This window comes from Roseovarius sp. (assembly GCF_040223625.1).
Taxonomy (GTDB): Bacteria; Pseudomonadota; Alphaproteobacteria; order Rhodobacterales; family Rhodobacteraceae; genus Roseovarius.
The window spans coordinates 69437-88892 of the sequence record NZ_JAVKFX010000045.1 but is presented as its reverse complement, the minus strand read 5'-3'; the positions used below and the strand labels follow the sequence as shown (position 1 = coordinate 88892).

Sequence of the window (19456 nt, the reverse complement as noted above, 5' to 3'; positions counted from 1 at the left end):
AGCCATGTAGGAGAGGCCAGCCCCATTTGCGACAGGACGCGCCGGGAGTTGCGACAAATCCCGAATGTTCTATATTCGTTCTCATGAAAGTCGTCTCTCCCCCCCGCCCCGGCACATGGCCGCGCCCGCCCGCGGCGCTCGTCGCCGCCCGGCTTGACGAGCCGCCCGGCGGCGCCCGCGTCACCGTGGCCGGGCTGGTCATCCTGCGCCAGCGCCCCGGCACCGCCAAGGGCGTGATCTTCCTCACGCTCGAGGACGAGACCGGCGTGGTCAACATCGTCGTCTGGCGCAACATGTATGAACGCTTCCGCCGGGCGGTGATCTCGGGGCGGCTCCTGCGGATCACCGGCCGGGTTCAGCGCGAGGCCGGCGTCGTCCATGTCGTCGCCGAAGAGATCGAGGATGTGTCCCCGCTGCTAGACCGGCTGCTCGATCCCGATTGCCCGCTTCCCCGCGGCGGCGAAACCGGCTAGACTGCGCCGCAACAAGACCGCCCGCAAGAGGCATCGAGCATGAAAATCAACCTGTTACCAGCCGTTGTTGCGGCCACATCCCTGCTTGGCGCCTGCCAGGCGGGCCTGCCCGAGATGGCCGAACCCGCCGAGGTGGTCGCCCGCGACGCCCCCCCCGGCGCCCAGCCCGGCACCTGCTGGGCGCAGGACGAAACCCCCGCCGTGATCGAGACGGTCACCGAACAGGTCGTGGTCCAGCCCGCCGGGCTTGCCACCGACGGCACCGCCGGGACGCCCGCCGTCTACAAGACGGAAACGCAGCAGAAGATCGTCAAGCCGCGCAAGGCCACCTGGTTCGAAACCCCCAGCGAGTACCAGCTCACCCCGGAATTCAACACCTCCCTGCAACGGGCGCTCAAGGCGCGCGGCCATTACCGCGGCCCGATCAACGGCGAGATGGACGGCGTCACCAAGGCCGCCATCCGCGCCTATCAAAAGCCGCAGGGGCTCGATTCGGCCAAGATCTCGCTGGCCGCCGCCCGGCAGATGGGCCTCTCGCCGGTCGAGCTTCCCGGCGAAAAGGAACGCCGGCTCGAGGCCGCGGCCAAGGCCGAGAAGATCCTCAAGGCCGAGGAAGCGCGGATCGCCGCCGAACAGGCCGCGCTCCGCAAGGAGGCCGAGAAGATCGCCCGGCTCGAGGCCGAGAAGGACGAGGCTGCCCGGCAGGAGGCCGAACGCCAGGCCAAGGCCGTGGCCGAGGCCGAAGCCGCCGCAAAGCGCGAGGAAGAGCGCCGTGCCGCCCTCGAGGCCGAGAAAGCCGCAGAGGCCCGGCGCGAGGCCGAGGCCAAAGCCCGCGCCGAGGCCGAAGAGGCCGAGAAGGCCAGACGCGCGGCCGAACTGGAAGCTGCCCTCGAAGACGAGAAGAAGCGCAACAACGGCAGCCTCACCCCGCTGCCGATCTCCACGGAAAGCAACTAGGGGCGCGACTCCCGCGCCCCTCACGCCCCCCGCCGGGTCCGGACATAGATCAGCGGGTAGAACACCAGCGCCAGCCCCGCCCCGATCAGGATCACCATCCGCGTCAGGTCGCCCGCGCCGTCCCCGTCAACCCGTTGATAGATCATCCAGAAAACCAAGCCAAAGGCATTCGGCAACACAAGCACCGCCACCGCGTACATCCCGGCGAACCGCAGGCCGCCCTCCGCCTGCGCCGCATAATACGCGCAGCCCCAGACCCCCATGTAGATGCAGATGACCGCGATCAGCATGACCCGGATCTAGCGCGATCCGGCCCGCGGGCGACCGGCCTCAGGCCATCCCGCCCTGCACCAGCCGGTCGGCCAACTGCGCATAGGCCTGCGCCATCGGCCCGTCGCCCAGCGCGATGGGCTTGCCCGCGTCCCCCGCCAGCCGCGTATCGAGGTCGATCGGCAGCGCGCCCAGGAACGGGATCCCCAGCTTCTCGGCCTCCTTCACCACGCCGCCCTGCCCGAAGATATGCGCCTCAAAGCCGCATTGGGGGCAGTGAAACACCGACATGTTCTCGATCAGGCCAAGGATCGGCGTCTTCAGCGTGTTGAACATGTCCATCGCCTTGCGCGCATCCAGAAGCGCCACGTCCTGCGGCGTCGACACGATCAGCGCGCCGGTCGGCTGCGCCCGCTGGCTCAGCGTCAGTTGCACGTCGCCCGTGCCCGGCGGCAGATCGACGATCAGCACATCGAGCTCGCCCCAGTTCACCTGGCTCAGCATCTGCTTCAACGCCCCCATCAGCATCGGCCCCCTCCACACCACCGCCTTGTCGGGGTCGAGCATCAGGCCGATCGACATGAAGGTCACCCCATGCGCCTTGAGCGGTTCGATGATCTTGCCGTCGGGGCTGGCCGGGCGCTTGCTCTCGCCCATCATCCGCGGCTGGCTGGGCCCGTAGATATCGGCGTCCAGAAGGCCCACCTTGCGCCCCTGCTTCGCCAGCGCCACGGCAAGGTTCGACGACACGGTCGACTTGCCCACGCCGCCCTTGCCAGAGCCCACGGCGATCAGCGACTTGACCGAGGCCGGCCGGATCGAGCTCTGCCCTCCCTTCGGGTGCCCGCCCAGCTTCAGCGAGGGCGCGCCCTCGTCCGATCCGCCGGCCGGTTTCGGCGGCGCCTTGGTGCTCTGCTCATGCGCCGTCAGCGCGACCGAGGCACGCTCGACCCCCTCGACCGAGGCCGCCGCCCGCTCGGCCGCGGCGCGCAGCGGCTCCATCTTCTTGGCGATGTCGGCACTCGGAGCCTCGATGACGAATCGTGCCACTCCCCCCTCCACGGACAGCGCCCGCACCATGTCGCGCGAAATCAGGTTGCCGCCGTCGGGAAGCTCCAGCCGCTTCAGCTCGGCTTCGATCGCGGCGCGGATATCGGTCATGCCCATTCTCCCGTCAGTTCTGCTGCAATAGGTGGCAGATATTTCTGCACCTGCAAGGGGTAGATATTTTTCGCTTAAAAAACAGCCGTCTTGCCTTGTTTTAGGTCAGCTTTGCTTATGCATTTTCTGCATAGCAGCAATGCTTTTCTAGGTATTGTGCAGATGCAGCATTTGGCTATCTTTGTACTCAACGAGACGACATAAAAAGACGACGCCCACCAACGGCTGCTCGGGCCGGGGCACTCAGGAAAGAAAACGGATATGGCATACGCAAGCGAGAAGAGCGCCGCACAGACGGGCCTCGCCATCGAAATCAGCGCTGCAGCGCATCACCTGATGCAAGCGGCATACGACTACCTCGCCTATCGCGCAACCGTGCGCGAACTGTCCGAGCTGGACGCGGCCACCCTGGCCGACCTCGGTATCCACCGGTCCGGCATCCGCGCTGCGGCGCGGGAGGCAGTCTACGGCGAATAACAAGGTTCGGGTGTCCCTCTCCTCCTCCCTGGGACATCCGGAAATGGCGGCGGCACCTCTCCTCCTCCCTGGTGTCGTCGCCCAAAATACCGGGGCCAATTTTCGGCCCTGACAGCTGCGTAAGGCCCTACTCCTCCTCCCAGGGCCGAACGTAATGGAACGGCGGCGCCACTCCTCCTCCCAGGCGCCGCCGTTTTCATTTTCTCCCCCCTCTTTCGACATCCGCCTTGACGGGCCGCCCCCCTGCTGCTCCCCTCCCCGGGACCACAGAAGGAGCCGTCATGTCCGCCATCCCCGATAAAACCCGGAACGCCATTCTCGACGCGGTCGAGGCGGGTTTCGACGATCAGGTCGCCTTCCTCGCCGACCTCACCCGCATTCCCAGCCGCCGGGGCAAGGAAGGCGCGGCGCTCGATTTCATGGCCGACGCGCTCGCCACCCGCGGATGGGAGGTCGATGACTGGACCGTGCCGATGAGCGAGCTGGCAAGCGAGCCGGGCTTCTGCGATTCCGCCGGCTACATCACCGAAATCCGCGCCGTCAACGGCACGCTCGAAGGGGCGGGCTCCGGCGGCAAGTCCCTGATCCTGCAGGGCCATCTCGACGTGGTCCCCGAAGGCCCGGAAGAGATGTGGACAACCCCGCCCTACGATCCGGTCGTCAGGGACGGCTGGATGTACGGCCGCGGCGCCGGCGACATGAAGGCCGGCGACACCGCCGCCCTCTTCGCCGTCGACGCCATCCGCCGCGCGGGCTTCGCCCCCGAGGGCCGGCTGCACTACCAATCCGTGATCGAGGAGGAAAGCACCGGCATGGGCGCGCTCGCCACCCTCGCCCGCGGCTACCGCGCCGATTGCGTCTTCATCCCCGAACCCACCGGCCACACCCTTGTCCGGGCCCAGGTCGGCGTCGTCTGGTTCAAGCTGCGCGTCCTCGGCAAACCCACCCACGTGGCCTATGCCGGCACCGGCGCCAACGCCATCATGGGCACGTTCCAGCTTCTCACCGCGCTGGAAGCGCTCTGCGAGGACTTCAACGCCCGCGCCGCCGACCACCCGGCCTTCGGGGGCACCGAACACCCGGTCAACTTCAACGCGGGCAAGATCAAGGGCGGCGACTGGGCCTCCTCCGTGCCCTCATGGTGCGAGGTCGACTGCCGCATGGGCCTGCTGCCCGGCTGGTCGGTCGAAGACGTGAAGGCCGAGATCGCCGAAACCGTCGCCAAGGCGGCCGAGGCCCACCCCTTCCTGCGCTCCAACCCGCCCGAGATCGTCTGGAACGGCTTCCAGGCCGACGGCTTCGTGCTCGAGAATGCCGAGGCGCCCGAAACCGCGCTGGCGGCGGCCCACAAATCCGTCTTCGGCACCGAAGGCCCCGAAGACCGCCAGTTCACCGCCCTCACCGACACCCGCTTCTACGGGCTCTATCACGGCATCCCCAGCCTCTGTTACGGACCCATAGCCGAAAGCATCCACGGCTTCGACGAGCGGGTCGACCTTGCCTCGGTCAAGCAATCGACGGGCGTCATCGCCCTCTTCATCGCCGAATGGTGCGGCCTGACCGAGGCCTGACGGGGGCCTGACCGAGACCTGACAGGGGCCTGAACCGGATCTACCCGGCGCGCACCCGCGCCGGGTTGCCGAACACCACCGTGTCCGGGGCCACGTCCCGCGTCACCACGCTGCCCGCGCCGACAATCGCGCCATCCCCGACCGTTACGCCGGGCAGGATGATCGCCCCGCCCGCGATCCACACCTCGCGCCCGATCACCACCGGCCTTGCCCGTTCCAGCCCGGCCACCCGCTTCGCCCGGTCCCGGTGATGCGTCGGGCAATAGATCTGCACCCCCGGCCCCAGCATCGTGTCGTCCCCGATCCGCACCTCTGCGGTATCCAGAATCGTACAGCCCGCATTCATGTAGACCCGCGCACCAAGCCGGATGTTCACGCCATAGGCACAGTGAAACGGCGCCTCGATCATGCAGCCCTCGCCCACTTCGGCGAACAACCCCGCCAGCGCCGCCCCAATCGGCCCCCGCTCCGCCGGAACGCCGGTGTTATGCGCATGGCACGCCGCCCGCGCCGCGTCCTGCATCGCGAACAGCTCCGGGTCATGGCACGTATACCATTCCCCCGCCTGCATCTTCTCTTTCTCGCTGGTCATGCCGAACCCTACCGGGCAGGGCCCGCTCAGTGAAGCGCCCGCCGCCGCCCCCGGCGCGCACCGCCCGTCATCGGCCGCGTCGCCTGCCGCAGGAACACCACGAAGGCACAGGCCGCATCGCTCTCCGGCCCCTGCGCCTCGGCACTCACCAGCGCCGCCCGCGCCTTCGCCGGCGTCACCTCGCCCTCGAGGCCAAAGGCCCATTCCAGGAACCCCAGCCGCGCCACGCTGTCGGCCTCGGCCCCCGTGGCCTCGCTGCGTTCCAACCCGTCCAGTATCCGCGTCGCGGTCATGGCATCTCTCTCCCCCGGCCACACCCCGGGCCGGACTGGGGCAAGGGACGACAGGGCGATGCGCCGAAACCCATCCGCCCGCACCGCCCCCCGCGGCTTGACGTTGGTCCAAGGCTGGTTTCCGGGCTCGCGGGTCAGGACAGGGGCACCTTCCCGGACAAACACGTCCAGTGGCGTCTCGCCCCTGCCCCCACGCTTACCGTTGCGGGGGCAGCGCCGGCCTTGCACCGGCTTCCCAATTCTCCGGCCACCTCGGAAAGGGAACCGGCACCTCGGACATCCACTCTGGCACCTCGCCCGGCGCGGTACAAGCGAAGATCCTTGCAGCCCGGCCCGTCCTGCGGCATGGACCCCTCGCACCGGGCCGCTGGACATTCAAGTGAACCTGATGTTCCTTGCCGGAAATTTCAGGAAAGCTTCAACTTGGCCATCAAGATCGAAATGCTCCGCTGCTTCAAGGCCGTCGCCGATCATGGCGCGCTGGCCGACGCGGCGCAGGTGCTGAACCGCACCCCCTCCGCCGTGTCGATGATGCTGCGCCAGTTCGAGGATCACGTCGGCGCCCCCCTCTTCGAGACCGGCCGCAAATCCCGCCTCACCCCGCTGGGCGAGCTGATCCGGCAGGAGGCCGGGCGCGAGCTGGCCCATTTCGAACGCACCGTCTCGGCGATCGAGGGGCTGGCCCGCGCCGAACGCGGCTTCGTCCGCATCATCGCCACCCCCTCCATCGCCCAGATCGTGATGCCCCCGGTGCTGCGCCGCTACATCGCCGATCACCCGGCCGTGCGGATCGACATGCGCGACGCCGATTCGGCCACCATCGAACAGGAACTCCGCAGCGAGGGCGCCGATATCGGCCTCGCCAGCCTCGGCCCCATCCCCGGCTTCGACCGCCGCCGCATCCTCTCCGACCGCTTCGGCGTCGTCTGCCGCGCCGACCATCCGCTCACATGGCACTGGCAGACCCTCACCTGGGCCGACCTGCACGGCACCGCCTTCATCGCCAACGGCCTCTGCCGCCAGATCGAGGACGACGCCTTCGCCCCCCTCCTCGAGGCCGCCCGCCTCTCCGTCCGCAACACCGCCTCGATCCTCAGCCTCGTCCGCGCCGGCGTGGGCATCACCGTCCTGCCGGAACTCGCTGTCCTGCCCGAGTTCTCCGACCTCGCCTTCCTGCCCCTGCAGGATGTCTCCGCCCGGCGCGAGGTCTTCATCTTCACCCCCGACGCCGCCCTGATGACCCCCGCCGCCCGCGACATGGCCGCTGCCATCCTCGCCTCCGAACTTCAGCCGGACTGAAAACAACTACACCATTTTGCGATTGATCTGAATTCCCTGCCGTGCCCCACTGCGCCCCATCCAGCCGGAGCCCGCCATGCCCCACCGCATCGACTGCCTGCAATACGCCAACTGGTCCGAGAAGATCTTCCGCCAGATGCGCGAGGGCGGGCTCGACGCCGTCCATGTCACCATCGCCTACCACGAGAACTTCCGCGAAACCGTCCTCAATATCGAGGCGTGGAACCGCCGCTTCGAACGCTTCCCCGACCTCATCTTCCACGGCCGCACCGGCGAAGACGTGCGCCTTGCCCGCCAAACGAACCGCACCGCCATCTTCTTCGGCTTCCAGAACCCCTCGCCCATCGAAGACGATATCGGCCTCGTCGAGATCACCCACACCCTCGGCGCCCGCTTCATGCAGCTCACCTACAACAACCAGTCGCTCCTCGCGACGGGCTGCTACGAGGCCGAAGACCCCGGCATCACCCGCATGGGCAAACAGGTCATCCGCGAAATGAACCGCGTGGGCCTCGTCATCGACATGAGCCATTCTGCCGACCGCTCCACCATCGAGGCCGCCGACCTCTCCCAGCGCCCCATCGCCATCACCCACGCCAACCCCCACCGCTGGCAGCCCGCGCTGCGCAACAAGCGCGACGACGTGATCCGCGCGGTCACCGAAAACGGCGGCATGATGGGCTTCTCCCTCTATCCCCATCACCTCAAGGACAAGTCCGACTGCACGCTCGACAGCTTCTGCGCCATGGTGGCCGACGCTGCCGACCGCTTCGGCGTCGAACATTTTGGCATCGGCTCCGACCTCTGCCAGGACCAGCCCGACAGCATCGTCGAGTGGATGCGCACCGGCCGCTGGACCAAGGACACCGACTATGGCGAGGGCTCCGCCGCCGCCCCCGGCTTCCCGCCGCAACCCTCGTGGTTCCGTGACAACCGCGATTTCGCTAGTATCGAGCAAGGATTGCGCACCAAAGGCTTTGACGACGGGGAAACGGCCGCTCTCATGGGGGAGAACTGGCTGAGATTTTTCGATCAGAACTTCGGGCCCGGCGCCAAGTGAAAGACCTGAACAATGTCCGAGGCCGAAACGCCCACCATATCATGCCGCGCGCCAGACACGGTCATGAAACTGGCCCGGCTGGGGGCGTTCCACCAGACCCGCCTGTCCTTCATGCGCCAGCTCCTGCGCCGCATGAAGGCCGAGCAATGGCGCTTCGAGAAACGTGTTTTCGACATTGATTCCAACGGCATAGGCCACGCCGTTTACGTGGCCCACACGCCCCGGCACAGCTATTCCCTGATCGCCTTCTCCCACGACCTGCCCGCCGACCAGCGCTCCGACCGGGTCATCGCCACCGCGTGGGATGCCACCTTCACCCTCTTCGACGGCATCCCCGACGAGGCCGACATCGCCCGCCTCGCCGAAAACGTGCCCAAACAGGAAGCCGGCCGCATCTCCGAACGCGAGCTTTCCCTCTCCCGCGCCAACCGCTCCGTCCGCCTCTGGGACTACGTGGTGGGCCGCCTCGCCGCCGGAAAACAGCCCGATGCGCGGAAAATCGCCGAAGTCGGCTACCTCATGCGCACCACCGCCGTCTACGGCTCGGGCAAGTTCGGCGCCGCCGACCGCGACGCGCTGGCCGACCGGCCCGAATTCCGGGCCCCCTTCCAGGTCGAGATGCTCTCGGTCTACCTCACCCGCGCCTTCGTCATGGACATTGTCGAACACATGGCCCGCGCCCGCGCCCCGGGCAAGGCCCTCGCCCTCGACCCGGTGCTGCGCCGCCGCTTCGGGATCGGCAATTCCACCGGGCTCGGCATGGCCCCCTTCCTGATCACCCACCCGGCGCTCCTCAACAACTGGGTCGCCGCCCGGGAAGAGGCGCTCCGCCGCGTCCGCGCCCTCCCCGAGGCGCCGCGCGCCACCGTCTCCGCCTTCCGCCACACCGCCGCCCGCGCCCGCATCCACGCCCATGGCTGGCGCTCCGAGCATCCCGGCCAGCAGGCCAAGCTGGAAGACCTGCGCGCCGACATGCTGGCGCTGACCGAACATCTCGCCACCGCCGACATGACCGCCCCCTACCCGTGGGACCGGCTCTGGCGCTGGGGCGAGGCCACGCTCTCCCTCGAAGGGCAGGAACAGCTCGTCTCGCTCCTGCTCGAACCGCATGGCGACCTGGTCGACGACCTCTGCGAGACCATGAGCGCCGACGAGGAGGATAACTGGCGCATCGACGGCGCCATGCCCCTCGCCGACCTCCGCGCCATCGTCGAGGATGTCTACGGCTGGGCCCTCACCATCGACTGGAGCGCGAAGCCCTCGCAGGCCCGCATCTGGTACACCTCCGAGGAAAAGCTCGAACCCCGCATGGGCGAACGGTTCGAGGAACCCCTCAACCCCTACGAACAGCCGCTCTGCCCGGGGCGCGACGCCGCCCTGATGCACGCCGCCCTCACCGCCTCCGACGCGCCCACCGTGGCCGAGTTCCTGCTCAGGCACCCCGAACACCGCCACATCGCCCGCCGCGCCCAGATCGCCGCACAGATCCCCTATGCCGAGATCCGCGACAACACCATAGACGCCTCGGTCATGCCGATCGACATGCTGCGGATGAAGCTCAGCTTCTTCGGCGCCTGCCATTTCGACCCGCGCTCCGACCGCTGGGTGCGCATCAACATGTACCAGAACGCCCCCTTCCCCGAGGACCTCGCGCGCAACGCCGCGGATGACTGGACCCTGCCGCGCCTGCCCGAGGTCGGCGAGTGAGCTGGTCCCTGAACGAGATCGAGGCGCTTTCGCGCAAGGCCGCCCGCGGCGGCGGGATGGATTGGGGGCTGGCCGAGGAAACCGGCAAGGCCGTCCGCTGGCTCTGCGCCGCCGGCTGGCCGGGGGCCGAGACGCTGGCCGCGCTGCTCCTCGCGCAGGACGGTGTCACGTGGGACGCCGTCCGCCCCCGCACCGAGGCCGAGCCGTGGGCCGCCCGCGACGGCCTGCTCTGCCCCTCCGCCGCCGGCGCCGCGCTCACCGACCGCGCCCGTGACCTCGCAGAGGGCCGCCCCATCACCATGGCCGCCACCGCCCGCCCGCTCCTCCTCGTCCCCTACACCGCATGGGCCGCGGACCTCGCCAACCGCCCGCTCTCGATCCGCTGGCCCGGCGTCACCGTCACCTGCGGCGGCGACGGCGTCTTCGCCGACATCGCCGACCCGGCCGCGCTCACCGCCACCCGCACCGAAACGCTCTCCATAGGCCCCGCCACTTCCACCACCGGCACCTCCGTCCCGCGCCACACCCGCGGCTCCCTCCCCGCGGGCGCCGTCGAAACCCTCGCCGCCTTCGCCCACCGCACCTACGCGCCGGGCACCCCCGAAAGCCGCGCCTCCGGCGCCGGCGCGGGCCTCACCGACAACGACTGAGCCCGCTTCACACCTCGGTGATCCCCCTCGCGCGAATCGCCATAACATGCGACACTTGCGCACTAACTCCTTGGAATGGCGGGCCGAAACCGGCGCCGCCGGCACCCGTCCGGGACGGGTCTGACCGTTCCGGCACCCGATCGGGAGGTCGATCATGGTCAAGACAATCGGAAACCCCCTCACCTGGCTGGCCCAGGGCGCCTCCGGCACCGGCCGCGCCATGGGCAGCGCCGCCGACGCCCTCGGCAGCGAACTCACCGAGATCCCGGAAACCAACATCCTCACCACCGCCGACATCCGCGCGGCCCTCTCCGCCGGCTTCGCCGACTTCTCGCGCTACCGCACCGACGTGATGTTCATCGTGCTGATCTACCCCGTCATCGGCCTCGCCCTCTCGGTCATGGCCTTCAACGAGGCGCTGCTGCCGATGATCTTCCCCCTCGCGGCGGGCTTCCTGCTGCTGGGGCCGGTGGCCGCCATCGGCCTCTACCAGATGAGCCGCAAGGCCGAGACCCAGGCCAACGTCAACTGGAGCACCGCCATCACCGTCCTGCAGGCCCGCAATATCGGCCCGGTGCTGGCCATGGCCCTCTACCTGCTGGCGATCTTCGTGGTCTGGATGTTCGCGGCCCTGCAAATCTACGGCTGGACCCTCGGCCCCGAACCGCCCGCCTCCGCCAGCGCCTTCCTCAGCGACGTGTTCACCACCTCCGCCGGTTGGACGATGATCGCCACCGGCATGGCCGTGGGCTTCGTCTTCGCCGCGCTCGTGCTGGTCATCAGCCTCATTTCCCTGCCCATGCTGATCGACCGCCACACAGGCGTGCCCGTCGCCGTCGCCACCTCGCTCCAGGTCGCGCGCGAGAACCCGGTCACCGTCGCCACATGGGGCGCCGTCGTGGCAGTCCTGATGCTGCTCGGCACGCTGCCGCTCTTCCTCGGGCTGATCGTCGTCCTGCCGGTGCTGGGCCACGCCACCTGGCACCTCTACCGCGCCGCCGTCCCGCGCGACATCTGATCGGCTCGGAAGGCCTTCCGCTTTCCGTCCGCAGCCCGTAGCCTCCCCTCCGACACCGAAGGGGAGGCACCGGATTGCGCGCCACGAGAATGATCACCGCCGTCGAGGCCCATGCCGAGGGCGAGCCCGGCCGCGTCATCACCGCCGGCGCCCCGCCCCTGCCAGGCGCCACCGTCTTCGAGCAGATGCAGCACCTCCGCACCCATGCCGACGACCTGCGCCTCCTCATGCTCCGCGAACCCCGCGGCCAGCCCGCGCTCTGCTGCAACCTCCTCGTGCCTCCCTGCCACCCCGACGCAGACGCCGGCTTCATCATCATGGAGCAGACGGAATACCCGCCCATGTCGGGCTCCAACACAATCTGCGTGACCACCGTGCTGCTGGAAACCGGCATCCTGCCGATGACGGAGCCCGTCACCGAGCTCACCCTCGAGGCGCCGGCCGGCCTGATCCGCGTCCGCGCCGACTGCCATGACGGCAAGGTCACCCGCGTCACCTTCCGCAACGTGCCGGCCTTCGCTCTCCACCTCGACGCCCCGCTCGACGTGGCCGGGCTGGGCCGCATCAAAGTCGACATCGCCTGGGGCGGCATGTTCTACGTGCTGGCGGATGCCGACACGCTGGGCATCTCCCTCGACGCCTCGAACGGCGCCGAGATCGTCCGCACCTCCGAACGCATCCTCGCAGCCGCCCGGCAACAGCTCTCCGTGACCCACCCGGAGAACCCCGCCATCACCGGCCCCACCATCACCAACCTCACCGGCGCTCCCACCACCCCCGGCACCCATGCCCGCCAAGCCGTCACCGTCTCCTCCGGCGGCTACGACCCGGCCCGCCCCCACGCGCTCCCCGGCGTGCTCGACCGCTCCCCCTGCGGCACCGGCCTCTGCGCCCGCATGGCGGCGGCCCACGCCCGCGGCCAGCTTGCCCCGCAGGAGGATTTCATCACCGAAGGCCCCCTCGGCACCACCTTCACCGGCCGCATCGAGGAGATCACCACCGTCGCCGGCCACCCGGCCATCCTCCCTTCCATCTCCGGCCAGGGCTGGATCACCGGCACCACCCAGCACCTTCTCGATCCCACCGACCCCTTCCCCCGCGGCTACACCATCGGCGACATCTGGGCCTAACCTAACACCCCGAAATATTTAAAAGATTTCGGACCGTTTTCTTTTCAAGAAAACGCCCCCACACCCCGACATCGCCCCGAAAATGGCCCAATCCGGTCGACCCCGCGCCCATTTCCCCCGTCATACCCCGCCCCCGAGGCAGTCATGAGGGTGGCGGAATGACCATGCAGACGGATATCCTGACCGGCGGATCGGCCATCGGCCCGGCGCTCTGGCGCATCCGGCTGCTGATCGGGCTGGTCGCGCTGCATTTCCTCGGCGTCTACACCGCCTGCCTGATCCTCGGCCACCCGTTCGGATCGGGCACGGCTGCGACGCTGATCAGCCTCCTGCAACTGCAGGTGCCGCTCTTCCTGGTGATCCTGCTCTTCTGGCGCTTCGGCTGGATGATCGTCACCGTCCGCCCCAAACGCCCCACCGCGTGGTTCGCCAACGACCTCAAGGACACCCTCCTCGACCGCGACCGCATCTTCACCGGCATCTTCGCCTTCCTCGCCATGTGCCTCTTCGCCGGAAGCTTCACGGTGGGCAAGGACCTCATCCCGCTCATAAACCCGTTCTCGTGGGATCCCACCTTCGCCTGGCTCGACCGCGCGCTGCACGGCGGCACCGACCCGTGGCACCTGCTCTTCCACCTCACCGGCACGCCCGCCATCACCACCGCGATCAACGCGGCCTATCACCTCTGGCTGATGCTGGCCTATTTCCTGATCTTCGTGGCCTGTTTCAACGTCTCGCGCCACGACAAGCACCGCCACTACCTCGTGGCCGACGTGCTCTGCTGGGTGATCGGCGGCAACATCCTCGCCACGCTCTTCTCCTCCGTCGGCCCGGTCTATTACGAGGCTTTCGGCTACGGCGCGGATTTCGTGCCGCTGATGGACACGCTCCGCGACTTCAGCGAGACCAGCCCGGTCTGGGCGCTCGACCTGCAGGTGATGCTGCTCGACGGTTACATGAATGACGGCCCCGTCCGGGGCATCTCGGCCATGCCCTCGATGCACGTGGCCTCGACCGTGACGATGACGCTCTACGCCTTCTCGGTCTCCCGCGTCTTCGGCTGGATGATGACGGGCTTCGCGGCGCTGATCCTGGTGGGTTCGGTCCAGCTCGGCTGGCACTACGCCATCGACGGGTATTTTTCGATCGCCCTGTCGCTCGGCTGCTGGGCCCTCGCCCGCCGCCTGCTGCGCGGCTTCGCCTGAGGGGTGTTGCGTGCCGGGCTGAAGCCCGGCCTACGACGGCAACGCGCCCGGCTCCCGTAGGCCCCCGTAGGCCGGGCTTCAGCCCGGCATTTACCGACACTACCATCCTGGCTCGACGGGTAATCACCCCGCCACGACCTCCTGCAACCGCGCCACGTACCGCGCCAAGGTGTCGATCTCCAGGTTCACCCGGTCGCCGACCGTCACGTCGCCCCAGGTCGTCACCTCCTTGGTATGCGGGATGAAGTTGATGCCGAAATCGCGCCCATCAACCTCGTTCACCGTTAGCGACGTTCCGTTCAGCGCCACCGAGCCCTTGGGTGCGATGAACCGCTCCAGCCCCTCGGGCGCCCGCAGCGTCACCCGCGTGCTGTCGCCCTCGTAATGCAGCTCGACCACCTCGGCGATCCCGTCGACATGGCCCGACACGATATGCCCGCCCAGCTCGTCGCCCACCTTCAGCGACCGCTCGAGGTTCACGCGCTTCCCCTCGGCCCAGGTGTCGAGGTTGGTCTTCGACACCGTCTCGGCCGAGATATCCACCTCGAACCAGCCCTGGCCCTTGCCCACCACCGTCAGGCACACCCCGTCGCAGCAAATCGACGCGCCCATGTCGACCCGGGCCATGTCGTACCGCGTGCCGATCCGGGCGCGCAGGTCGCCGCGTTGCTCGGTCCGTTGCACCTCGCCCACATCCGTGATGATCCCCGTGAACATGCGCCGTCTCCTTTGGCCATCCTGCCGTCTGCACCTACCGCCCGCCGGGCCGGCGGACAAGACCGCCCGCCGATAAAGACTTAATTTCGCCCAACTCCCATACTAATAATCGCGCGAACAACGTAGCGAGTATGATCTGACCATGGTTTCGGGCAACGAACGGGTATTCCTGTTTCTGCAAGGGCCGCACGGGCCGTTCTTCAGCAAGCTGGGCCGGATGATCCGGCGCACCGGCGCGTCGGTCTGGCGCGTGGGCTTCAACGCGGGCGACCGCGCCTTCTGGAAGGACGGCAAAAGCTACATCCCCTACACGCAACCCGCCGCCGAATGGCCCGACCGCTTCCGCGCCATCGTCGCCGAGAAGGGCGTGACCGACCTCGTCCTCTACGGCGACATGCGCCCGATCCATGCCGAGGCCGTCGCGACCGCCAAGACGCTGGGCCTTACCGTGCATGTCTTCGAGGAAGGCTACATGCGCCCCTACTGGGTCACCTATGAGCGCGGCGGCTCGAACGGCAATTCCCGCCTGATGGAGATGAGCGTCTCGCACATGCGCAAGGCGCTGGAAAACTCCGACATGGACACCGCCCTGCCCCCGGCAAGCTGGGGCGATATGCGCCAGCACATCTTCTACGGCGCCGCCTACCACGGCTGCGTGCTGCTGCTGAACCGGCGCTACCGCGGCTTCCGGCCCCACCGCGCCATGACCGTGCGGCAGGAATTCGCCCTCTACCTCAAGCGCCTCCTGCTGATGCCCGCACAGGCCATCGAACGCCGCATCGCCACCCTGCGCATCCGCCACGGCGGCTTTCCCTACCACCTGGCGCTGCTGCAGCTCGAACACGATTCCTCGTTCCAGTCGCACTCCCCCTTCTCGACCATGTCCGAGTTCCTCGAAACCGTGGTCGAGGCCTTCGCCCAGGGCGCGCCGCTCCACCACCACCTCGTGGTCAAGGCCCACCCGCTCGAAGACGGCCGCGTGCCCATCCGCCGCGACCTGCGCCGCCTCGCCCGGCAGTACGGCATCTACGACCGCGTGCATTTCGTCCGCGGCGGCAAGCTCGCCCAGCTCCTCGACGAGGCCCGCAGCGCCGTCACCGTCAACTCCACCGCCGCCCAGCAGGTGCTCTGGCGCGGCATCCCGCTCAAGACCTTCGGCGACGCGGTCTATGCCAAGCCCGAATTCGTCTCCACCAAGCCGCTGCGCGATTTCTTCCAGCTGGCCGAACGGCCCGACCGCAAGGCCTATGCCGATTACCGCCGCTACCTCCTCGAAACCAGCCAGGTCGCGGGCGGCTTCTACTCCGCCTCCGGCCGCCGCCAGCTGCTGCGACAGGCCGTCGACATGATGCTCATCCCCGAGGACCCCTACGAGGCGCTCGAATCCGGAACCGCGGCCCCGAGGCAACAGTTGCGGGTCGTTACCTGACGGGCACAATTTCTAGCGCTGGATTTTTCCTTCGGATTCCGTTACCTTGGAAGAAAAACCTGAGGCAGAATAATAATAGGTCGAGGAGACCGAGCAGTGAAAACCCGTTCAACCCGCTGGGCGAGAACCGTCGCCCTGACTCTCGTTGTGGCGATGGTCGCCTCCTGTGGCCTGCCCCGTGTCGGTCCCAACAAACGTGAAATCTACGCCGGCTCGGTCCAGCGTCAGGGCGATGCCTTCGTCGTCGCCGTGAACGACCGCGTCACCCGCGCCACCGCCGTCCAGCCCGCCTTGGGCTTCACCGAGGACTTCAAGCGCGCCGGCCTCGTCGGCTCCGACACGATCCGTCCGGGCGACACGCTCGGCATCACCGTGTGGGAAAACGTCGAGGACGGCCTGCTCGTCAACGAGGGCGTCTCCGCCGCCGTGCTCGACGAGGTGCAGGTCGACGGCGCCGGCTTCATCTTCATCCCCTACGCCGGCCGCATCCGCGCCGCCGGCAACACGCCCGAGGCGATCCGCCGGATCATCACCCAGAAGCTCGACGTGCAGACCCCCGACCCCCAGGTCGAGGTGCGCCGACTCGCCGGTGACGGGGCGACCGTCTCGCTGATCGGCTCGGTCGGCGCCCAGGGCGTCTACCCGATCGAACGGCCCACCCGCACGCTCTCGACCATGCTGGCCGCCGCCGGCGGCGTCACGGTCGAGCCCGAGGTTGCCCAGATCACCGTGATGCGCGGCGACCAGCGCTCCAAGGTCTGGTTCCAGGACCTCTTCAAGCATCCCGGCTTCGACATCGCCCTGCGCGGCGGCGACCGGATCCTGGTCGAGGAAGACACCCGCGCCTTCACCGCCCTCGGCGCCACCGGCGCCCAGGCCCGCCTGCCCTTCGACAGCCCGACCCTGTCCGCGGTCGAGGCCATCGCCCAGGTGGGCGGCCTGCAATCGTCGACCGCCGATCCCACGGGCGTCTTCATCCTGCGCAACGAACCGGCGGACATCGCCAACATGGTGCTGGGCCGCAACGACCTGATCGGCGCCCAGCGCATGGTCTACGTGCTCGACCTGACCCGCCCGAACGGCATGTTCATGGCCCGCGACTTCGCGGTGCGCGACGATGACACGCTCTACGTGACCGAAGCGCCCTTCGCCCAGTGGAGCAAGGTGATCTCGGCCCTGACCGGCTCGCTCGGCTCGATCGGGTCCGTGGCCACGGCGGTCGATACGCTCGGCGGATCGTGACACCCACGGACAATGACGGCAAACCCGCCGGCCACGCAGGTGACCGGCGGGTTTTCTATTTCAACGCCGGCTTCTTCCGCCAGCGCCGCACCCGCCGGATCATGGAACTGGCAGGCTACCCGCTCCGCCTCGGCAAGCCGGGGCCCGACGATCTCATCGCCGTCTGGGGCCACTCCCCCTACGCCACGCGTGGCGAGAAGGTGGCCGAAGCCACCGGCGCCGGCCTCATCCGGGTCGAGGACATCTTCCTCCGGTCCCTCTTCCCCGGCCGCAGCGGAGAGCCGCCCATCGGCCTCGCCATCGACAGCCAGGGCGTCCATTTCAACCCCAACACGCCCACCGATCTCGAAACCCTGCTGGCCACCCACCCGCTCGACGATACCGTGCTGATGGACCGCGCCCGCGGCGCCATCGCCCGCATCCACGAGGCGCATCTCACCAAGTATACCGGCTTCGACCCCGAAACCCCCGTGCCGGACCCCGGCTATGTCCTCGTCATCGACCAGACGAAGGACGATGCCAGCGTCACCCACGGCAATGCCGACGCCAACACCTTCCGCGAGATGCTCTATTACGCCCAGGAAGAGAACCCCGGCGCCCGGATCCTCGTCAAGAACCACCCCGAAACCCAGCACGCCCACCGCGACGGCTATTTCACCGGCGCCGACGAAACCGGGCGGGTGCTCTTCATCTCCGACCGCGTCAGCCCGTGGGCCCTGCTCGAAGGCGCCATCGCCGTCTATACCGTCTCCTCGCAACTCGGCTTCGAGGCGATCTTCGCCGGCCACCGCCCCAAGGTCTTCGGCCAGCCCTTCTATGCCGGCTGGGGCCTCACCGAAGACCGCCACCCGCTCACCCTCCCCCGCCGCGGCCGCCGCCTCTCCAAGGCCCAGCTCTTCGCCGCCACGATGATCCTCTACCCGGTCTGGTACGACCCCTGCCGCGACCGGTTGGGCACGCTGGAAGACGCCATATCGGCGCTCGAGGCGCAAACCCGCGCCTGGCGCGAAGACCGCCACGGCTGGGCCGCCTACGCCATGCGCCTGTGGAAACGCAAACCCCTGCAACGCTTCTTCGGCCGGCACGAGGCCCTGCGCTTCGCCGCCGACAACCTGCCCGCCGGGCCCCGCCCCGCCATGGTCTGGGCCTCCAAGCCTGACGTAGCCCCCGAGGGCGCGGTCCGGGTGGAAGACGGCTTCCTGCGCTCCCGCGGCCTCGGCGCCGACCTGATCCCGCCGCTGTCGCTGGTCTGCGACGACCTCGGCATCTACTACGACCCGTCGAAGGAAAGCCGCCTCGAACGCCTCATCGCCCAGCGCGCCACGCTGCGCCCCGACCAGCAGGCCCGCGCCGAGGCCCTGATCAAAACGCTGACCCGCCAGCGCCTCAGCAAGTACAACCTCGGCGACACTGCCCCCGACCTGCCTTCGGGCCACCTGATCCTCGTCCCCGGCCAGGTCGAGGACGACGCCTCCATCAAGCTCGGCGCGGGCGAGATCCACACCAACCTCGCGCTCCTCGAGAAGACCCGCGCCGAGAACCCCGACGCGGTCATCCTCTACAAACCCCACCCGGATGTCGAAGCGGGCCTGCGCACCGGCCACGTGGATCAATCCGACCTCGACCGCCTCGCCAACATGGTCCTGCCCCGCACCAACCCCGCCGAACTGCTCGACCGCGTCGACGAGGTCTGGACCATGACCTCGCTGATGGGCTTCGAGGCCCTCCTGCGCGGCGTGAAAGTCACCACCACCGGCGCGCCCTTCTATGCCGGCTGGGGCCTCACTCGAGACCTCGGCCGCATCCCCGCCCGCCGCGCGGCCCGGCCTACGCTCGAAGGCCTCGTCCACGCCACCCTCATCGACTACCCCCGCTACCACGACCCGGTCACCGACCTCCCCTGCCCGGTCGAGGTGGTGGCCGAGAGGCTGGCGGCGGGCACGGTGCCCCGCCCAAGCCGCGCCAACCGGGTTTTGGCGAAGCTGCAGGGGGTGTTTGCGTCCTACGCGGGGTGGTGGCGGTAGGCAGCCGACGCGCAACGCCGAGAAGCCGCGCATCGCCGGGCCGCGGTGCGGCGAACCGGCGGGAGTGGACGCCACTTTATCCCCGCCAAGCACGTCCACCCTCGCGAGGTCGCGCTCACCTCACCCAATCGCCGCGCCGTCCGGGCGGCCCGGCGATGCGCGGCGGGCTTCGCCCTTGTTC

The 19456-nt window shown here is 68.6% G+C and carries 19 protein-coding genes and 1 riboswitch; of the genes, 14 read left to right on the top strand and 5 right to left on the bottom strand.

Annotated features, from left to right (window positions below):
• Positions 1–83: 83 nt before the first annotated feature.
• Both RLN94_RS13760 and RLN94_RS13755 read left to right on the top strand, forming a co-directional pair.
• Positions 84–473, top strand: a complete 390-nt coding sequence (locus tag RLN94_RS13760) for an OB-fold nucleic acid binding domain-containing protein (protein WP_350124203.1) — start codon at positions 84–86, stop codon at positions 471–473.
• 39 nt (positions 474–512) lie between these two features.
• A complete protein-coding gene (locus RLN94_RS13755; protein ID WP_350169120.1) occupies positions 513–1430 on the top strand; it encodes a peptidoglycan-binding domain-containing protein in 918 nt (305 codons plus the stop codon).
• Between the two features lie 20 nt (positions 1431–1450).
• On the opposite strand, the gene RLN94_RS13750 is transcribed toward RLN94_RS13755, so the two are convergent.
• Positions 1451–1720, bottom strand: a complete 270-nt coding sequence (locus RLN94_RS13750) for a hypothetical protein (protein ID WP_350124197.1) — start codon at positions 1718–1720, stop codon at positions 1451–1453.
• 40 nt (positions 1721–1760) lie between these two features.
• The gene (locus RLN94_RS13745; protein ID WP_350169118.1) at positions 1761–2861 is read right to left on the bottom strand and encodes an Mrp/NBP35 family ATP-binding protein; all 1101 of its coding nucleotides are present in this window, start codon (positions 2859–2861) and stop codon (positions 1761–1763) included.
• Positions 2862–3122: 261 nt separating this feature from the next.
• Here RLN94_RS13745 and RLN94_RS13740 point away from each other — a divergent pair, with 261 nt between their 5' ends.
• Together RLN94_RS13740 and RLN94_RS13735 are read left to right on the top strand one after the other, a co-directional pair.
• Complete coding sequence (locus RLN94_RS13740; RefSeq protein ID WP_350124191.1) at positions 3123–3338, top strand: DUF1127 domain-containing protein; 216 nt, start codon at positions 3123–3125, stop codon at positions 3336–3338.
• A gap of 281 nt (positions 3339–3619) precedes the next feature.
• Positions 3620–4909, top strand: a complete 1290-nt coding sequence (locus tag RLN94_RS13735) for an ArgE/DapE family deacylase (RefSeq protein ID WP_350124189.1) — start codon at positions 3620–3622, stop codon at positions 4907–4909.
• Positions 4910–4949: 40 nt separating this feature from the next.
• On the opposite strand, the gene RLN94_RS13730 is transcribed toward RLN94_RS13735, so the two are convergent.
• Complete coding sequence (locus RLN94_RS13730) at positions 4950–5501, bottom strand: sugar O-acetyltransferase (protein WP_350124187.1); 552 nt, start codon at positions 5499–5501, stop codon at positions 4950–4952.
• Positions 5502–5527: 26 nt separating this feature from the next.
• Positions 5528–5794, bottom strand: a complete 267-nt coding sequence (locus RLN94_RS13725; protein WP_350124184.1) for a hypothetical protein — start codon at positions 5792–5794, stop codon at positions 5528–5530.
• 95 nt (positions 5795–5889) lie between these two features.
• A riboswitch (cobalamin riboswitch) is annotated at positions 5890–6084 on the bottom strand.
• 133 nt (positions 6085–6217) lie between these two features.
• Between RLN94_RS13725 and RLN94_RS13720 the strand changes: the two genes are divergently transcribed.
• The 7 genes from RLN94_RS13720 (at position 6218) to RLN94_RS13690 (ending at position 13863) form a co-directional block, all read left to right on the top strand.
• Complete coding sequence (locus RLN94_RS13720; RefSeq protein WP_350124181.1) at positions 6218–7093, top strand: LysR family transcriptional regulator; 876 nt, start codon at positions 6218–6220, stop codon at positions 7091–7093.
• Positions 7094–7169: 76 nt separating this feature from the next.
• The gene (locus RLN94_RS13715) at positions 7170–8153 is read left to right on the top strand and encodes a membrane dipeptidase (protein WP_350124178.1); all 984 of its coding nucleotides are present in this window, start codon (positions 7170–7172) and stop codon (positions 8151–8153) included.
• Positions 8154–8216: 63 nt separating this feature from the next.
• A complete protein-coding gene (locus RLN94_RS13710) occupies positions 8217–9860 on the top strand; it encodes a hypothetical protein (RefSeq protein ID WP_350124175.1) in 1644 nt (547 codons plus the stop codon).
• Positions 9857–10510: a DUF3726 domain-containing protein gene (locus tag RLN94_RS13705; protein ID WP_350124173.1), complete on the top strand. Its 654-nt coding sequence runs from the start codon at positions 9857–9859 to the stop codon at positions 10508–10510. The genes RLN94_RS13710 and RLN94_RS13705 overlap by 4 nt, the downstream gene beginning before the upstream one ends.
• Positions 10511–10664: 154 nt before the next feature.
• Complete coding sequence (locus RLN94_RS13700; RefSeq protein WP_350124170.1) at positions 10665–11528, top strand: DUF2189 domain-containing protein; 864 nt, start codon at positions 10665–10667, stop codon at positions 11526–11528.
• A 74-nt stretch (positions 11529–11602) separates the two neighbouring features.
• Positions 11603–12658 carry a proline racemase family protein gene (locus tag RLN94_RS13695; RefSeq protein WP_350124167.1) on the top strand — a complete coding sequence of 352 codons (1056 nt, stop codon included), beginning with the start codon at positions 11603–11605 and terminating at the stop codon, positions 12656–12658.
• Between the two features lie 158 nt (positions 12659–12816).
• Positions 12817–13863, top strand: a complete 1047-nt coding sequence (locus RLN94_RS13690; RefSeq protein WP_350124164.1) for a phosphatase PAP2 family protein — start codon at positions 12817–12819, stop codon at positions 13861–13863.
• 123 nt (positions 13864–13986) lie between these two features.
• Here RLN94_RS13690 and RLN94_RS13685 read toward each other — a convergent pair whose 3' ends face one another.
• Positions 13987–14580: a riboflavin synthase gene (locus tag RLN94_RS13685; protein WP_350124161.1), complete on the bottom strand. Its 594-nt coding sequence runs from the start codon at positions 14578–14580 to the stop codon at positions 13987–13989.
• A 142-nt stretch (positions 14581–14722) separates the two neighbouring features.
• On the opposite strand from RLN94_RS13685, the gene RLN94_RS13680 reads away from it, so the two are divergent.
• The 3 genes from RLN94_RS13680 to RLN94_RS13670 all read left to right on the top strand — a co-directional run bounded on the left by RLN94_RS13680 (position 14723) and on the right by RLN94_RS13670 (position 19275).
• Positions 14723–16009 carry a capsule polysaccharide biogenesis protein gene (locus RLN94_RS13680; RefSeq protein ID WP_350124158.1) on the top strand — a complete coding sequence of 429 codons (1287 nt, stop codon included), beginning with the start codon at positions 14723–14725 and terminating at the stop codon, positions 16007–16009.
• A 96-nt stretch (positions 16010–16105) separates the two neighbouring features.
• Positions 16106–17251 (top strand): polysaccharide biosynthesis/export family protein, encoded by a 1146-nt coding sequence (locus RLN94_RS13675; RefSeq protein WP_350124155.1) that lies wholly within the window; start codon positions 16106–16108, stop codon positions 17249–17251.
• Complete coding sequence (locus RLN94_RS13670) at positions 17248–19275, top strand: capsule polysaccharide biogenesis protein (protein ID WP_502949406.1); 2028 nt, start codon at positions 17248–17250, stop codon at positions 19273–19275. The genes RLN94_RS13675 and RLN94_RS13670 overlap by 4 nt, the downstream gene beginning before the upstream one ends.
• Positions 19276–19456 lie beyond the last annotated feature (181 nt).

Bases quoted from the DNA above. Each gene is read 5' to 3' on its own strand.
- RLN94_RS13760 (WP_350124203.1), top strand. From the start codon at position 84: ATGAAAGTCGTCTCTCCCCCCCGCCCCGGCACATGGCCGCGCCCGCCC.
- RLN94_RS13755 (WP_350169120.1), top strand. From the start codon at position 513: ATGAAAATCAACCTGTTACCAGCCGTTGTTGCGGCCACATCCCTGCTT.
- RLN94_RS13750 (WP_350124197.1), bottom strand. From the start codon at position 1,720: ATGCTGATCGCGGTCATCTGCATCTACATGGGGGTCTGGGGCTGCGCG.
- RLN94_RS13745 (WP_350169118.1), bottom strand. From the start codon at position 2,861: ATGACCGATATCCGCGCCGCGATCGAAGCCGAGCTGAAGCGGCTGGAG.
- RLN94_RS13740 (WP_350124191.1), top strand. From the start codon at position 3,123: ATGGCATACGCAAGCGAGAAGAGCGCCGCACAGACGGGCCTCGCCATC.
- RLN94_RS13735 (WP_350124189.1), top strand. From the start codon at position 3,620: ATGTCCGCCATCCCCGATAAAACCCGGAACGCCATTCTCGACGCGGTC.
- RLN94_RS13730 (WP_350124187.1), bottom strand. From the start codon at position 5,501: ATGACCAGCGAGAAAGAGAAGATGCAGGCGGGGGAATGGTATACGTGC.
- RLN94_RS13725 (WP_350124184.1), bottom strand. From the start codon at position 5,794: ATGACCGCGACGCGGATACTGGACGGGTTGGAACGCAGCGAGGCCACG.
- RLN94_RS13715 (WP_350124178.1), top strand. From the start codon at position 7,170: ATGCCCCACCGCATCGACTGCCTGCAATACGCCAACTGGTCCGAGAAG.
- RLN94_RS13710 (WP_350124175.1), top strand. From the start codon at position 8,217: ATGAAACTGGCCCGGCTGGGGGCGTTCCACCAGACCCGCCTGTCCTTC.
- RLN94_RS13700 (WP_350124170.1), top strand. From the start codon at position 10,665: ATGGTCAAGACAATCGGAAACCCCCTCACCTGGCTGGCCCAGGGCGCC.
- RLN94_RS13690 (WP_350124164.1), top strand. From the start codon at position 12,817: ATGACCATGCAGACGGATATCCTGACCGGCGGATCGGCCATCGGCCCG.
- RLN94_RS13685 (WP_350124161.1), bottom strand. From the start codon at position 14,580: ATGTTCACGGGGATCATCACGGATGTGGGCGAGGTGCAACGGACCGAG.
- RLN94_RS13680 (WP_350124158.1), top strand. From the start codon at position 14,723: ATGGTTTCGGGCAACGAACGGGTATTCCTGTTTCTGCAAGGGCCGCAC.